The organism is Mycobacterium sp. NGS56 (genome assembly GCF_059812425.1).
In genome coordinates, this window is sequence record NZ_JCALCQ010000002.1 from 478,556 (window position 1) to 492,986 (window position 14,431).

Annotated in this window: 14 protein-coding genes and 2 pseudogenes; 9 read left to right on the plus strand and 7 right to left on the minus strand. The window is 64.0% G+C overall.

Translation table 11 applies throughout. The features are described 5' to 3' along the window. Positions 1-102: 102 nt before the first annotated feature. Positions 103-2,241, plus strand: a complete 2,139-nt coding sequence (locus AC5Y4F_RS09555; protein ID WP_499996239.1) for a hypothetical protein — start codon at positions 103-105, stop codon at positions 2,239-2,241. Between the two features lie 63 nt (positions 2,242-2,304). On the opposite strand, the gene AC5Y4F_RS09560 is transcribed toward AC5Y4F_RS09555, so the two are convergent. Then, the gene (locus AC5Y4F_RS09560; RefSeq protein ID WP_067937290.1) at positions 2,305-2,520 is read right to left on the minus strand and encodes a hypothetical protein; all 216 of its coding nucleotides are present in this window, start codon (positions 2,518-2,520) and stop codon (positions 2,305-2,307) included. A 590-nt stretch (positions 2,521-3,110) separates the two neighbouring features. Between AC5Y4F_RS09560 and AC5Y4F_RS09565 the strand changes: the two genes are divergently transcribed. Next, a complete protein-coding gene (locus AC5Y4F_RS09565) occupies positions 3,111-3,305 on the plus strand; it encodes a long chain fatty acid-CoA synthetase Faa4p (RefSeq protein WP_067937295.1) in 195 nt (64 codons plus the stop codon). A gap of 4 nt (positions 3,306-3,309) precedes the next feature. Here the strand turns inward: AC5Y4F_RS09565 and AC5Y4F_RS09570 are convergent. Beyond that, positions 3,310-4,308: pseudogene (locus tag AC5Y4F_RS09570) on the minus strand (aldehyde dehydrogenase family protein); the annotation flags it as partial. Positions 4,309-4,401: 93 nt separating this feature from the next. Here AC5Y4F_RS09570 and AC5Y4F_RS09575 point away from each other — a divergent pair. The 3 genes and pseudogenes from AC5Y4F_RS09575 to AC5Y4F_RS09585 all read left to right on the plus strand — a co-directional run bounded on the left by AC5Y4F_RS09575 (position 4,402) and on the right by AC5Y4F_RS09585 (position 5,780). Continuing rightward, entirely contained in the window at positions 4,402-4,725 is a 324-nt protein-coding gene (locus AC5Y4F_RS09575; protein ID WP_067937340.1) for a hypothetical protein, read from the plus strand. 48 nt (positions 4,726-4,773) lie between these two features. Then, positions 4,774-5,281 (plus strand): annotated as a pseudogene (locus AC5Y4F_RS09580) (TauD/TfdA dioxygenase family protein). 1 nt (position 5,282) lies between these two features. Further along, positions 5,283-5,780 (plus strand): carboxymuconolactone decarboxylase family protein, encoded by a 498-nt coding sequence (locus tag AC5Y4F_RS09585; protein ID WP_067937298.1) that lies wholly within the window; start codon positions 5,283-5,285, stop codon positions 5,778-5,780. A gap of 173 nt (positions 5,781-5,953) precedes the next feature. Here the strand turns inward: AC5Y4F_RS09585 and AC5Y4F_RS09590 are convergent, their stop codons facing one another. From AC5Y4F_RS09590 to AC5Y4F_RS09610, 5 genes are all read right to left on the minus strand, one after another. Further along, the gene (locus AC5Y4F_RS09590) at positions 5,954-6,145 is read right to left on the minus strand and encodes a ferredoxin (protein ID WP_067937300.1); all 192 of its coding nucleotides are present in this window, start codon (positions 6,143-6,145) and stop codon (positions 5,954-5,956) included. A 113-nt stretch (positions 6,146-6,258) separates the two neighbouring features. After that, positions 6,259-9,033, minus strand: coding sequence for an MMPL/RND family transporter (locus tag AC5Y4F_RS09595; RefSeq protein ID WP_499996449.1), 2,775 nt, complete (start codon positions 9,031-9,033; stop codon positions 6,259-6,261). Positions 9,034-9,083: 50 nt separating this feature from the next. Next, positions 9,084-9,527 carry an MmpS family transport accessory protein gene (locus AC5Y4F_RS09600; protein WP_499996243.1) on the minus strand — a complete coding sequence of 148 codons (444 nt, stop codon included), beginning with the start codon at positions 9,525-9,527 and terminating at the stop codon, positions 9,084-9,086. A gap of 208 nt (positions 9,528-9,735) precedes the next feature. Further along, a complete protein-coding gene (locus AC5Y4F_RS09605; protein WP_067937304.1) occupies positions 9,736-10,161 on the minus strand; it encodes a hypothetical protein in 426 nt (141 codons plus the stop codon). Between the two features lie 230 nt (positions 10,162-10,391). Further along, a complete protein-coding gene (locus tag AC5Y4F_RS09610) occupies positions 10,392-10,715 on the minus strand; it encodes a DMT family transporter (protein ID WP_067937306.1) in 324 nt (107 codons plus the stop codon). 85 nt (positions 10,716-10,800) lie between these two features. Here AC5Y4F_RS09610 and AC5Y4F_RS09615 point away from each other — a divergent pair, with 85 nt between their 5' ends. The 4 genes from AC5Y4F_RS09615 to AC5Y4F_RS09630 all read left to right on the plus strand — a co-directional run bounded on the left by AC5Y4F_RS09615 (position 10,801) and on the right by AC5Y4F_RS09630 (position 14,053). Further along, positions 10,801-11,715 carry an alpha/beta hydrolase gene (locus tag AC5Y4F_RS09615; protein WP_082947702.1) on the plus strand — a complete coding sequence of 305 codons (915 nt, stop codon included), beginning with the start codon at positions 10,801-10,803 and terminating at the stop codon, positions 11,713-11,715. Positions 11,716-11,720: 5 nt separating this feature from the next. Beyond that, entirely contained in the window at positions 11,721-12,176 is a 456-nt protein-coding gene (locus tag AC5Y4F_RS09620) for a DoxX family protein (RefSeq protein WP_499996246.1), read from the plus strand. Positions 12,177-12,265: 89 nt separating this feature from the next. After that, complete coding sequence (locus tag AC5Y4F_RS09625) at positions 12,266-13,063, plus strand: SDR family NAD(P)-dependent oxidoreductase (protein WP_067937312.1); 798 nt, start codon at positions 12,266-12,268, stop codon at positions 13,061-13,063. Next, entirely contained in the window at positions 13,064-14,053 is a 990-nt protein-coding gene (locus tag AC5Y4F_RS09630; protein WP_067937314.1) for a phosphotransferase family protein, read from the plus strand. Positions 14,054-14,431: the final 378 nt, after the last annotated feature.

Here is a 14,431-nt window from a genome sequence, read left to right on the forward strand (position 1 = left end):
ACACGCCTTTTTGGGTACAGCATCCACAACAAGTCGATCGGGCCGACATAACCGCATACGCGACGACGGCAGAGTGCGTACCGCCGAGGGACGGAGTTTGACATGCATCGCCCCGACACGATCATCGAAATTCATCGTGAACGCGTGCAGGATCAGACGGTCGAGATGTTCAGCGGCGACAGGTACACGCAGTCCGTCGACGGCACCGGATACGCCGCGACGGCCACCCTTGATCTCACCCTGGATCGTGTCTGGTTCATCCTCGACTCTCATCAGCGGCTGTGGCAGGAGGAAGCCGACGGTGAACCTCGCGACCCGTTGCGGCACTTCGCGATAGACCTGGTGATTTTCGATTCGAAGATCGTTATCGATTCGGTGACCTGTATCCCGCTGGTGTCGCTGCCCCCGGCCACCATCACCATCCCGGATGGTCCGCGTGCCGGGGAGTCGCGCGAGATTCCGTACAACGAGATTCCGCTGTTCGGGCGGTTGACGATTCACGAGCAGCTCGAGCCGCACCAGATAGAGCCGGACAAGCAGACGATCGCGCTGAACTTCACATCCCAGGATGCACCTGTGCTGGCGGCCGCCCCTTTGCCGGACCCCCACGCCGGGTGGCTGTTCGGCCCGCACATCGAGCGCCGTGACGACGGGGTCACAGTGTTTACCGGACAAGATCCGCGGATCAGCTGGGAACTCGACTACGCCGAGGCGTACTGGATAACCCACAGCATCGCGGGGGAGCTGATGGTGAACCTCGAGAAACTGCAGCACCCCGGCCTCTCCGACGAGGAAGCCAGAACCAGGGTGCTCGACTCGCTTGCCGCCCAAATCGCCGATGCGGTCCGCCCACAACTGGAGGCAATGGGAGACAACGGGATTCAGGCGCTGTTGCCGTCGCCGGTGGACGTCGACCCCGAGGCCCGAGACGACAGCACGGTCAAGGAACTCGATGCCATTGTGCAACGCTTCGACGTCGGCGAGGCCGTCGAGGAATCCATGGTGGTGCAGCTGCAGACACTGCGCGAATTGCCGCCCGGTGAGGAGCTGCCCGCGTCGGTCCTCGCCGAAAACCCTCGTGAGAGGGCGGCTTTGGCCGCCACCGGGTGGAGCATTTTGCGGCAGGTCCGTAACACCGTGATGAACAGCTTCGATCTCGACGAGAGCGACTTCGACCCCGACGCGCCATGCGCGCTGGCGGGTCCGAAGACCATCAGCATCGGCGGGCAAGACCGCTGCCTCGACGCTCTCGACGCCGATATTGTGCCGCGAACCGAGAACGGCCGACTGGTCGTCGACGGCACGGTGAGCGCCGAAACCAAGCTCTACGACTTCAAGGCCACCTTCAAGGTGACGTACGAAATGGGCCTCGGCGACATCCCGCGCGACCCGAAGGGGAAAGAGCTGCAACGAGAGGACGTGGACACCATCGAGGTTCTCGAACAAACGCTGAGTCTGGCCGGTCAGAAGAAGCGCGCCCGTCAGCTCAGCTCCGAGGAATACGAGGCGGAAGTCAAGCGAATCAGCGCGCGATTCGATCGGTTACCGCGAACCGTGGGGGTGCGACCGGCGCAGAACTCTGAGCCGGACGTGAATGCGGACTTCAGCCTGACCACAGCCGGCAAAGTGGCCACGGCTGCAGGTGCGGCGGCTGTCGTCGGTCTGCTTGCGCTGCCGGTGACCTGGGTAGCGGGGGCTGCTGGGGTTGGAGCCGCCGGGGCGGGCGGATTGTTGACCCTGGCGATCGCGCAGTACATCACCACCGTCCTGAGCATCGACTGGTTCGGCACCGGCATCGGTTCTCGTCAGGTCAAGAAATCCCTGAACGACCAACCCGAGGGCACATCGCTTCCACCGATCGGGATGCCGGTCGACCTGGACCTCAATCGCCAGCGCCTCGCGGTGTACTTCCGTCCGGTGCCGGCGAAGTTGTGGATCGATTGCGTCATGGTTGATGCGGACGGCGACGAGGACGCCGATGGCGACACCATTCGGGTCATCGGTGGCCGGTGGCCTACCGATGGCCACCCGTGGCGGCTTTCGCACGATGACGCCGTGTTGTTCGTCGACGGCGACGAACTGGACCTTCTGGTCGATCCGGCCAGTGGAGGCGGCGACGAGTTACCGGTTCGCGTCGGCACCGAAGAGGACGGACGACGCCGCCTGCGGGTTGAGAAGGATCCCGACACGCTGCGCCGGCTTCGGCAATGCTCCCTTGACGCCGGCAAGGCGCGAGAATAAGGCGCAAGAATAAGCGGGACTCATCGGTAGCGAGACGGCGCGAATCTGCCGATCAAGCGCGGCTCAGCACAAGGCGGCGGCCGAGAACCACCCGCCAGCCACAAGCGCGATGAAAAGGGCCGCGGTGGTTTGGCCCATGACCGCGGCCGCGATCACGCCCACGATCGCGCAGACAAACACCGTGACAGTCACGATGGCAACGAGCAGACGGTGTGAATTGACGGCCGCGCCGGCACGGGGGGTGATGACGGCTTTTCTGGGGCGATCCACGTCTACCATGAAATCTCCTGCCTTGTGACGTGCGCAACATGCCATGCCAGGATGTGCTCTACATCACAGTCTGAGGCGACTGATAGCCGTTCCCATGCGACGCTCGACAGGAAGACGGTGCCGCCACGGCGAAGCGGATTCGAACCGGCGGGCCGAGTTCCCCGCCCGGTTAGGCCAAGGTTTCATAACGGTCACTGGCAGCGTCGGCCACGCCCTCGGCACGGCGAGGGCGTAATCGACGGGTAAACCATTCGCGCCGATCACGCCCTCGCCGTGCCGAACCCAACACGCGAAACCGCTTCGCGGCATACACAATTGGACCGCAGCCACAACAGGCGGCGCCATCCTCGGATGGTTCGGCGCAACGGGGGAGTCCAGTCTCGCCGCAATATAGCGAAGCGCGAGTCGCACCGGCCGACGATCCCTCGTTATCGGACTGCGATCACCGATTAGGTTTTCGCCTCGACGCGCATTAATCTTGCCCGCGGTTCGTTCGCGACTCACCGAAAGCAGCCATGTCTGTTCAGCCCACTCTGCTGCGCCGCCAATCGTTGCGCAGTGCCCGCCGACAGCGGGTCGCTCCCCGCGTGAAGTGTCCGATGGTCGGTCAGTGCTTCGATATCGAAATCACGCGCGACGCGGACGGATGGATGATCCGGATTCCCGAGATCGGCCGGGCCACCCGCGCCACCAGCCGGATCGCCGTGGAGCCGGTAGCACGCGAATGCATCGCGACCTGGACCGGCATCCCCATCGGATACGTCGCCGTGTACGTCACGAGCGAGACCAGCTAGTTTCCTAGCCGCCCGACGCGATCGCGATCGATTTCGTGTCGAGGTAGCCGTCTAGCCCTTCGGGCCCGAGTTCTCGGCCGTGACCGCTGGCTTTGACACCGCCGAAGGGCGCAAACGGATCCATGGTGTAGCCCTGGTTGATGCCGAGGGTGCCGGTGTGAATCCGGGTGGCGAGTGCCAGGGCCCGGTCGGTGTCGTTGCCCCAGACCGACCCGGCCAACCCATAGTCGCAATCGTTGGCGATCTGGACTGCCTGCTCCTCGTCGCGGTACGGGATGACCGTGATGACGGGGCCGAAAATCTCTTCGCGCGCGATCCGCATGGCGTTGTCGGCGGCCGCGAACAGGGTGGGTTTGACGTACCAGCCGCGGTCGAGTCCGGCGGGCATGTCGGTGCCGCCGACGATCAATCGCGCCCCCTCCTGCTGACCGGCGTCGATGTAGCCGCGCACCCGTTGCTGCTGGCGACCAGAGACCAGGGGACCGAGCTGGGTCTCGGGGTCGCTGGGGTCGCCGACGCGAAGGCCGCTCATCTCGGCGGCGAGCGCATCGACGTATTCGTCGTGGCGGGTTTGGGGCACCAGAACGCGTGTCAGCGCATTGCAGATCTGCCCGCTGTCGGACAAGCTGGCCGATCGCACCCCGGCGGCGACCTTTTCCGGCGCCGCGTCGTCGAGAACCAGGGCCGCCGACTTGCCGCCGAGTTCGAGGCTGACCTTGGTGAGGTTGGTCGCGCAGGCCGCGGCGACGGCGCGGCCCGCCGTGGTGGAGCCGGTGAAGGAGACCTTGTCCACCCCGCGGTGGGCAGCGAGGTAGGCGCCCAGCGCGGCGTCGCCGGGGAGCACGTTGACCACGCCAGATGAGAGGCCGGCCTCGTCGAGCATCTCGCCCAAAAGCAGCGCGTCCAACGGGCTTTCGGGTGCGGGCTTGAGCACGACGGTGCAGCCGGCCAGCAGCGCGGGCAACAGTTTGGTGACGATGAGGGACTGGGGCGACCAGGAGATCTTGGTGCGCTATCTGCACAAGGTCGCGGTCGACTGGGTCGAAGCGTACCGCCGCGAACAGGATTCGGTAGGAGTGTGACCACCGAGCAGACCATGCTGCCCAGCGCTTTCGCTGAGCTGGAGGCCTACGCCCAAACCTGGTGCTTGGCAACCGAAACCGAGCGCTGGAATGCCCGCGTCAACGCGTCGATGTCACAGCTGCGCGACTTTTACGACGCGTTCTTCCCGCGGCTGGAAGAGGCGATTGACTACTGCGACAAGTTTCCCCTCGACGCCTTGCCCGACGACGCATTAAACCTGCTGCACATGATCTACTCGCTGATCATGGTTGCCATGGCGGTGGAGATCATGCATCAACCCGCCCCGGTCGACGCCGCCGACGCCGTCATGATCCGAACCGACGGACCGGTGCCCTAAGCGCTCGGCCCAAGGCCGGCGCACCATACATCCCCGAAAGGAGCGACCATGGGTCTGCTCACCATCACCAAACTCACCGAGTCCGTCGGCGCCGAGGTCGTGGGCCTGGAGCCAGGCGCACTGGCAAGCGACGACTCGGTCGGGGCAGCGGTGCTGGATGCGTTGGAAGACAACGGGGTTCTGGTCTTTCGCGGTCTGAGACTCGACCCGCAGGCTCAGGTCGGCTTCTGCCGCCGCCTGGGCGAGATCGACCACTCTTCCGACGGACACCATCCGGTGGCCGGCATCTACCCGATCACGGTGGACAAGTCCAAGAATGCCTCGGCCGCCTACCTGAAGGCCACCTTCGATTGGCACATCGACGGCTGCACACCGCTGGGTGACGAATGCCCGCAGAAGGCCACTGCCCGACAAGGTCTACAGCCACAGCTGGTCGATCGGCGACACGGTCATCTGGGACAACCGCGGCGTGCTGCACCACGCCGCCCCCGACGATCCTGATTCGGAGCGAGAAATGCTGCGCACCACCGTGCTCGGTGACGAGCCGATCCAATAGCATGACCACGGCCGACCAGCGTCCGCCACGCCTGACACCGTTGCCCGCCGACGAGTTGGACGAGAGGGCCCGCTCGGCACTCGCGTCGCTGATTCCGACCGAGCGGGCGAATCCCGTTGGCGCGGGCAATGTTTTGTCGACCATGGTCCGCCACCCCGACCTGACCGCGGCCTATCTGCCGTTCAATGCCTACCTGCTTACCCGGTCGACCTTGTCGCCCCGGGTGCGCGAAGTCGCGCTGCTGCGCGTGGTGCACCGCAGCAAGTGCACGTACCTGTGGTCGCACCACATCCCGATCGCTCTGCGCGCCGGCCTGACCGAATCCGAGCTCGAGGACATCTGGTCCGGCCGCTGTGCCGACCGGACCGATCAGGCGGTGATCAGGGCCGTCGATGATCTCACCGCTGACAGCACGATCAGCCATGCGATCTGGGATGCCCTGGGCGCGTTGTTCACCCAGCAGCAATGCATGGATCTGACGTTCACCATCGGCGGATAGCTCTTGCTGGCTTTGGCCGTCAATACGTTCGGCATCCAGGAAGAGAATGGGTGATCCGGCGGACGGCGCCGAGGTGAGGTGGCTTTCGAAAGTGCTAGCGTCCGCGCTAGCGCATCTGCGAGTCAGCTCATGGCCGGCGCCCGGTGCCGGTGTGGCTTCTGGCGCGTAGGGCCCTAACCTTCGCGGGACAAGGCGGCGCGCGGGCACTCGGCGATGGCCTTATTGACCAGCGCCTCCTGGTCGGCGGGCACCGGGTCGGCGATGACCACCGCGTACTCGTCGTCGTCGAGCTGGAAAACGCCCGGTGCGATATTCGTACAAAAGGCGTTGCCTTCACACCGATCCAGGTTCACTACTGCCCGCATGAAGATCCTCCTTCAGGTTCCCTCGATCCAAACTCCGGAGGTTTTTACAGTACCGCTTGTGTAAACGCCAGCCTAGCGTTGTGAGCTTTCAGGTCGATTGATCAAAATGCAGATCAGGGCTGCCGCAGCGGGCGGGCACGCACCAGCGTGGGCCACCAGAACCACGGCCCCAGGATCCGCAGGATGGCCGGCACGACAAACGAACGCACGATCAGCGTGTCGAGCAACAGACCGATGCACACCGTGGAACCCACCTGGCCGATCGTTCGCAGGTCGCTGGTGAGCATGGCCAGCATGGTGAAGGCGAACACCAAACCGGCCGACGTCACCACACCACCGGTGCTGCCGAGCGCCCGGATGAGGCCGGTGTGAATCCCGCCGTGCAGCTCCTCTTTGACCCGGTTGATCAACAGCAGGTTGTAGTCCGACCCCACGGCCACCAGGATGATGAACGTCAGCGGTAGGACGAGCCAGTGCAGGTGCAGGCCGACGAGGTGCTGCCACACCAGGACCGAAAGGCCGAACGCCCCGGCGTAGGAGAATGCGACGGTGCCGGGAATCACCAACGCCGCCACCAGGCTGCGCGTGATGAACAGCATGATCAAAAAGATCAGCACGAACGCCGCGATGGCCGCGATCAGCAGATCCGACATCGCGTATTGCTTGATGTCTTTGTCGTTCGAGCCCGAACCGCCGATATAGACCCGCGCGCCGGCCAGCGACGTCTCTTTCAGGATCGTCTTGATTGCGTCGGGGAACTGTTCGACGTGCTCCACACCTTCGGGGCCCATCGCGTCGCCCTCGTGGGTGACGATGAAGCGGGCCGCCTTGCCGTCCGGCGACATCATCAGCTTCATGCCCGTCTTGACGTCGTCGTTGTCGAAGCCCTCGTGCGGGATGTAGAAGAAGTCGTCGCTGCGGGACTTGTCGAAGTCGTTGCCGACGTTGATCAGATCGTCAAACGTCTGATCCGTCTGGATGGTCTGCAGATCCGCCGATCCGTAACTGTTGATCAACTTCGACTGCAGTGCCTCGGTGTCGTCTGCGGTGGCTTTCAGCTGGGCGATGATCTGCGGGAAAGCCTTATCGACCTCCACGAGGGAGACCCTGGCGTACTTGATGTCCTCGGCCAGGTGGTCGATCTGGTCGAGCCCGTCGAACAACGACCTGAACGACCAACAGATCGGGATGTCGAAACAGTGCTTCTCCCAATAGAAGTAGCTCTTGATCGGCCGGAAGAAATCGTCGACGTTCGCGATCTCCTCATTGATCTCGTTGCTGACCCTTTCCAGGTCCTCGACGGTGAGCACCGTCTGGTGCAGCTCGTCGGAAACCTTCTGGAAGAAGCCAATCTCCTTGCGCAAGACCGCAACGGAGTGCGCCTGGATCTCGGCTTGCGCATCGGTGTTGGAGTTCTGCTCCCTGTTGAACGGGAGTTGTTGTCCGTTGCCGCTGCCTTGCGTGGTGAACAGGTACGGGATGCTGGCGTGCTCGAGCGCCCGGCCCAAAGGCCGCGTCATGCCTTGGACCATCGCCACGCCATGCAATCGGATCAAAGCCCTGGCGACGCGATCCAGCGAGATGAAGTCGGCCGAGTTGCGCATGTCGTGGTCGGTCTCGACCATCAGCATCTCGGAGAACAGCTTGCTCTTGGGGAAATGTCGATCGGCAGCCTGAAAACCCAGATTCGCGGGCGCGCCGGCCGGCTGGTACTGCCGATCGTCGTAGTTCTGCCGGTAGCTCGGCACGAAGATCGCCCCGAGCATGACGACCGCGGAGCTGGCCACCAGGATCGGCACCGGCCAGCGCACCACGCTCGCCCCGATGCGCCGATACAGAGTTCCTTTGGCGCTGGTTCTCGGGTCGAACATCCCGAAAAGGCTGCCGACGGTCAAGACTGCCGGGCCGAGCGTCATCGCCGCCGCGATGGTGAACAGCATGGTGATCGCGACGGCCGGCCCCATGGTGTGGAAGTAGTTGAGGCGCGCAAACGTCAAGCAGTAACACGCGCCTGCGATGGTGAGGCCGGACCCGATGATGATGGGTGCGACACCCTTGTACGCGATGTAGAAGCTGTCCTCCCGGCTTTCGCCCGCCTGTCGCGCCTCGTGATATCGGCCCATCAGGAAAATGCCGTAATCCGTTCCCGCGCCGAGGGTCAACGCGATGACAATGTTCACCGCGAACGATGACAGTTCGATGTACCCGTAATGCCCAAGCGTCGAGACAACGCCCTTCGCGACGAGCATCTCGATGAGGACTCCGAGCAGGGGCACCAGCAGGATGGCGGGGCTGCGGTACACCAGCAACAGCATCACGAGGATGAGGATGATCGTGACGATCGTGACGTTGTTCAGACTCGCATTGGCGATAGCGAGTGTGTCGGAGGCCAGCGGAGCCGCGCCGCTGACATAGACCTTGAGCCCGGGCGGCGGCGGATCCTTCTTGATGATGTCGCGGACGGCGTCCACGGATTGGTTGGCTTGAATCTGGCCGATGTCCCCGGCGAGACGCAAGAGCACATAAGTGCACTTGCCGTCGACGCTTTGCGCCCCGGCCGCGGTGAATGGCTTGCCCCACAGATCCATCACGTACTGCACATGCTTGGTGTCGTGCTGGAGACGGCGCATCAAATCGTCGTAATACCGGTGATCTTGGTCGGCCAGCGGTCGGTTCGCCTCGAACACCACCATGGTCAAGTTGGTCGAGTTGGATTCGTGAAACTTTTCACCGATGTGCAGCAGCGCCCGCTGCGAGGGGGCGTAGTGCGGGACCATCGGCCCGGCGAGCTCTTCTGCGACCCGTTCCACTTGGGGCATAAAGGTATTCGTAGTGACCGCGAGAAGACCCCAAAAAAAGATGATCGGTATCGCCAACGCGCGCACCATCCGGGGGATGAAGGGACGTTTGACCCGGGGCCCGTCGAGGCGATGGTCGGTCACGCCGACTTCACCCTGCACTGGACGTCGGCGTCTTGATGCTCGCCCGATTGCTCGTCGCGGACAACGCCGTCCACCAACATCCGGCAACCCACCTGACCGCCATGGACGTGCACCGAAATGCTGCCGGATGCCACTGAAAGCGTGGTGGTCTCCGTGTGGGACCACGGCAAGGACGTGATATCAACCTCGTGCGGATGGCCATCGATATCGACGTAGACGAGTTTCCCGCCTTTCCCGGCAGAACCGAACACCTCGTAGGTAATCCGTTTGAGATTGAACTGCTCGGGCGCCTGCGGGCCGTTGACGGTGATGACGGGCTCCGGTTCGGAGAACTGATGCACCTTGTACATGCACAACAGACCCACTCCGACCGCAATGACGGCGACCACCGGCATCCAGATTCGCGAAAGAACCGTCCGCCCGACTGAGCGAGGGCTCATCCGATCACCTCTCGTGACCCGGTACGCACACACGTGTTCGTGCCCCCGCCCTCGCCCTCGTGCCGTCAAATAGTAGACGGTTATGTGCCCAATGGGCCATATGATTGTGCATAGACCAGCAACAGCGCAACCCGGACGCAACCGCGAAGGCCTGCCGGCCCCATCCGGCTGCCCGCGACCGCACCGGAACGCCGCGCGTTGTCCGTCGTCAGGATGCTTTCTTCAGCCGCCGCTTCAACCGCGCGTGGCGGCGAATCTGAATGGCCAGGTTCGTCGAGGTCAGCATGGGGATCACCCCCAGGAATGTCCGCTCGGAGGGAGTCGCTCCATGCAAGTGGTAGAGGCTGCCGAAGACATAGAAGCAACCCAACATGAATAAGGCACCGGGGATGCAAAGGGCCAGGAACGAACCTCGATCGGCAACGACTTGCCTGGCGTAGTCCAACTCGTCTCGCGACATCGGTTCGCCTTTGCGCACCTTGTGCAGAACCGCCTTGGCGCTCCCGATTCCCTCGCTGGCCGGAGCGGTCGTTCGGCGTTCCAATCGATTTACGTATACGCCAGCGACGGCCGCCAACATCAAGGCCAGGACGAGGCTAAGTGCGGTCAGCAGACCATATAAATACGAACTCATTTCCAGTCCTTGCTTCGCCGTGGGATCACCGAAGGCTCGCGCAGAACGCTACCTCAACGACCGGATGTCGGTGTTTTCCGGAGTACCGCTCCGTGATCACGCCAACGCGATCAAAGGCCGATGTCGCCGCCACCGCCGGAATCGGAACCGCTTTAGTCCCAACTGCCCCCGGAGTCCCCACCCGCCACCAAACCGACGATCACCGCCACCGGAGTGCGGCGTCGCTGCGGTTAGTGCGCGCCGGCCAGATTCAGCGTCACCACCCCGGCGATGATCAGTCCGACGCCGACGATCTTCGTCATCGATATCGGCGAGCCGAGGAAGAGCACGGCGATCAGCACGATCAGTGCGGTACCGATCGCCGACCACAACGCGTAGGCGACGTCGGTCTGCATGCCGCGCGAAATCGACACCGCCAGCAGCGCGAAGGAGACGGCATAGCCGATCAGGCACACGACGGTCGGCCACAGTCGGGTGAAGCCTTCGGTGCTTTTGAGCAGGCTGGTTGCTATCACCTCTGCGAATATGGCGCCGAGGAGAAGGAGATAGGTCAAAACGCCTCCTTTGCATACCGAGGTACACGTACGTATTTACATGACGGGGCGTCGAATGGACGCCGCTGACGAAGGGTTGCGCCGTATGACGCATGTCGCGCATCCAGTGGAGTTCGATGTCGGCGAGGTGATCGGGGAGCGGGCGTCACTTGCGGCGACGTACTACCCTGCCCGCGGCTGCGAGCAGGCTCCCGCGGTGCTGGTCTGCCTGCCGGGCGGTACCTACAGCCGCGAATACTGGGACCTGGACATCCCCGGCCACCACGGGTACAGCTTCGCCGCCTTCGCCACCGAGAACGGTTACGGCGTCGTGACGATAGATCCCCTGGGCACTGGCGAAAGTTCGCAGCCCGCACGCGATTTCGACTTCGGCGATATCGCTGCCACGCTGGCGCGTGCCGTGTCCGCGCTGCCGGACACGATCGGCAGCCACGCGCCGCCGGTCGCCGTGGCGCACTCGCTCGGCGGGTACCTGGCCATCACTCAGCAGGCCCTGTTTTCCAGTTACGCCGGGCTGGCGGTGTTGGGATGCACCAACCAACACGTCGCGCCACTGAACCTGGATGCGGCGACCATCGGGCGCTGTGCCACCTCACAAGGCCGCGCCGAGCTTGCCGCCGAAATATTGTCCGCCCTTCCGCAGCCGTATTTCGAGGGGCCGCGCGAGCACCTGCAGAGCTGGTTTCATCTCGCCGACGTTCCCGCCGATATCGTCGCCGTCGACTCCGTCACCGCTAAATCGGTAGTACCCCGCGTGTTCGGCACCGCGATGGTTCCCGGCGTCGTCGCCGAGCAGGCGGCGCGGATCGACATCCCGGTTTTCCTTGGCTACGGCGTGGTCGACGTCTCTCCGGATCCCCGCGCCGAGGCGGCCCTGTACCGAAGCAGCCCCGATATCACTACCGTGGTGCTGGCCGACAGCGCGCACTGCCACAACATGGCATCGAGCCGGCACCAGCTGTGGCGACGCCTGCTCGCCTGGGTCGCGACCGTAACCTAGCCTGCGTGACGATCAATCTCGACCAAAGACTGGCCCGCCACGCCCCGACCGTACTCAGCGTGTATCGGTGCGTCTACGGTTTGCTCTTCGCCGCGTATGGCTCGAGAAGCGTCTTTGACTGGCCCGTCCGCTCGCCTGTTCCTATCGGGTTCGGTTTCTGGCCGGAGTGGTATGCAGGGGTGATCGAAATCGTCGCGGGCCTGCTCATCGCCGGCGGGTTGTTCACCCGCGCCGTCGCGTTCGTCGCCTCGGGGGAGATGGCGGTCGCTTACTTCTCGATTCATCAACCCAAGGCGCTTTGGCCCGTCGGCGATCCCCCCGCGGGCAATGGCGGAGCTCTGGCGATCCTCTTCTGCTTCGCCTTCTTCCTGCTCGTCTTCTTCGGCGGGGGCGCCTACTCCCTCGATGCCTTACGGCGGAGGAGGGGCCCGTCGCGGCTTCGCCAACCGACGACCGACTGAAGCGGCAAACCCTCGCTTCCCCTGATCCGGCGATAATGGCATTCTCTGATGCGGAGAAGCCGTTTCCAGCGGGTTCGGAGAGGCGGAAGATGAGCGCACAACGCTGCGACGCGATGGTGGCTCTGGTCACCGGAAGCAGCCGGGGCCTGGGCAGGGCGATCGCCGTACGGTTGGCCGAACGCGGAGCCACGGTGGCGTTGACCGCCCGCACGATGGACCCCGATCCGAAGTACCAGGGGTCGCTGAGCCAGACCCGCGACGAGATTGTCGGTGCAGGTGGGAAAGCCATTGCGGTCCAGGCGGATCTATCCCGATCCGAAGACCGGGAACGGCTTTTCGCCGAAGTGGTCAGCGCCGTGGGCGCACCCGACATTCTGGTCAACAACGCCGCGGTGACGTTCCTGCGCCCTCTCGACGGGTTTCCCGAGCGGCGGGCCCGGCTGATGATGGAAATGCACGTGCTCGGGCCGCTGCACCTGTGCCAGCTCGCGATACCGGCGATGCGCGAGCGTGGACGCGGCTGGATCTTGAACGTGACCTCGGTGGGAGCCGACCTGCCGCTCGGGCCGCCGTTCTCGGAATTCGACCGGACCGCGGGCTTCGGCATCTACGGTACGGCCAAGGCCGCACTCAATCGATTAACGAAAAGCCTTGCGGCCGAACTATACGAGGACGGAATCGCGGTGAACGCGGCCGCCCCGTCCAATCCCGTGGCCACGCCCGGCGCGGGCACCCTCGACCTGGCCAAGACCGACACCGAGGACATCGCACTGATCACCGAAACGGCCTTCCGGTTGTGCACGGGTGATCCGAAGACCCTGACCGGACGCATCGCGCACACCCAGCCCTTCCTTGCCGAGGTCGGCTGGACCGCGCCGGCGGGCTGAATGGCCGAGCTCGATGCCGCGGAGCTGCGTCGGCGACTCGACGGCGCCCGGGTCGTGGACGTCGCTCCGCTGTCCGGGGGAGCCTCCAGCCTCACCTTCGCGGGTACCAGGGCCGGCCAACGTGTGGTGATCAAAGTCGCGCCGCCGGGTGTCGAACCGGTTGCGCATCGCGACGTGCTGCGCCAGGCCCGCATCATCAAAGCGCTTAAAAACACCAGTGTTCCGGTGCCGACGGTGCTGTGGGAGGACGCTGGGGATCCGCCCGGCACACCACCGCTCTACGTGATGACGCATGTCGACGGCGAGTGTGTGGAACCGCTGTTCGACGATTGCGCGCCGGCGCCAGGTCTCGGCGACCGGTATCGGAATGCCTGCCGCGCCATGGCCGCGCTGCACAGGCTCGCGCCGACGGACCTCGGGCTGGGCGATGAACCGGTGGTCGATGCAGTCGCCGAAGTTCACCGGTGGTCCGACACGTTGCGGACCGTCGAGGAGGCGCTGGCCCCCGATTGGCCGAAAGTGCGCGACGCGCTGTTGAATTGCCCACCGAACGCGATGACGCCCTGCGTGGTGCACGGTGACTTCCGGCTGGGCAACCTGCTCGCGGTGGGACCACACGTCAATGCGGTGATCGACTGGGAGATCTGGTCGATAGGCGATCCCCGCATCGACGCGGGCTGGTTCCTGATCAACTGCGACCCGGATACCTACCGCCGGGTCGGCCCGGCCGACGGCATGGTGCCACCGATCACCCAGCTCGCCGAGCTATACCGGTCTGAGATGTGCTGCGAGGTCAGCGATTTGGCGTGGTTCATGGCTCTGGCGTGCTTCAAATCGGCGGCGACCTGGTCGCTGATTGTCAAACACAATCGCCGACGATCCGCCCCGCGAGCCGAATTGGAAGATATGGCGGCGGTTTTGCCGAGACTGCTGGACCGCGCCAGGTCGATGCTGGGTTGGCGGGATGGCCGATCAGCCGCAATGGGCTGAGAGATTTTGGCAAATCATTCCGACGTTATTCCAGTCGCTCGGGATGTCGTTTGCATCATCGTCGATCGGGTTGGTCAAGGTAGTCGGGAACTGTACGGGCCATTCGTCAATCCCCGGGATGTCGGGCTGCTGGCCGGGATCCGGATTCGCGAGCGCTGTCCCTGTGCCGAAGGCCGAAGCCGCAATGACCGTCGAAGCCGCGACCAATAGGCGAGCGCACCTGTGAGATATCATCGCCACCTCTCCGTGATCCGCCGGATACAGGAGATTGTCGAAACGCTAATGGCGATTCTACATTGCATGAGAGTTACGAACGAACAACAAGTTCGGATTGCCGGCCAGCAAATTTCACGCGCCGAACTCGACCCTGCGTACGGT

Excerpts from the sequence above, each read along its gene's own strand:
- AC5Y4F_RS09585 (WP_067937298.1), top strand. The coding sequence starts at position 5,283 with ATGACCACGGCCGACCAGCGTCCGCCACGCCTGACACCGTTGCCCGCC.
- AC5Y4F_RS09615 (WP_082947702.1), top strand. The coding sequence starts at position 10,801 with ATGACGCATGTCGCGCATCCAGTGGAGTTCGATGTCGGCGAGGTGATC.
- AC5Y4F_RS09625 (WP_067937312.1), top strand. The coding sequence starts at position 12,266 with ATGAGCGCACAACGCTGCGACGCGATGGTGGCTCTGGTCACCGGAAGC.
- AC5Y4F_RS09590 (WP_067937300.1), bottom strand. The coding sequence starts at position 6,145 with ATGCGGGCAGTAGTGAACCTGGATCGGTGTGAAGGCAACGCCTTTTGT.
- AC5Y4F_RS09565 (WP_067937295.1), top strand. The coding sequence starts at position 3,111 with ATGGTCGGTCAGTGCTTCGATATCGAAATCACGCGCGACGCGGACGGA.
- AC5Y4F_RS09600 (WP_499996243.1), bottom strand. The coding sequence starts at position 9,527 with ATGAGCCCTCGCTCAGTCGGGCGGACGGTTCTTTCGCGAATCTGGATG.
- AC5Y4F_RS09560 (WP_067937290.1), bottom strand. The coding sequence starts at position 2,520 with ATGGTAGACGTGGATCGCCCCAGAAAAGCCGTCATCACCCCCCGTGCC.
- AC5Y4F_RS09630 (WP_067937314.1), top strand. The coding sequence starts at position 13,064 with ATGGCCGAGCTCGATGCCGCGGAGCTGCGTCGGCGACTCGACGGCGCC.
- AC5Y4F_RS09595 (WP_499996449.1), bottom strand. The coding sequence starts at position 9,033 with ATGGTGCGCGCGTTGGCGATACCGATCATCTTTTTTTGGGGTCTTCTC.
- AC5Y4F_RS09575 (WP_067937340.1), top strand. The coding sequence starts at position 4,402 with ATGCTGCCCAGCGCTTTCGCTGAGCTGGAGGCCTACGCCCAAACCTGG.
- AC5Y4F_RS09555 (WP_499996239.1), top strand. The coding sequence starts at position 103 with ATGCATCGCCCCGACACGATCATCGAAATTCATCGTGAACGCGTGCAG.
- AC5Y4F_RS09605 (WP_067937304.1), bottom strand. The coding sequence starts at position 10,161 with ATGAGTTCGTATTTATATGGTCTGCTGACCGCACTTAGCCTCGTCCTG.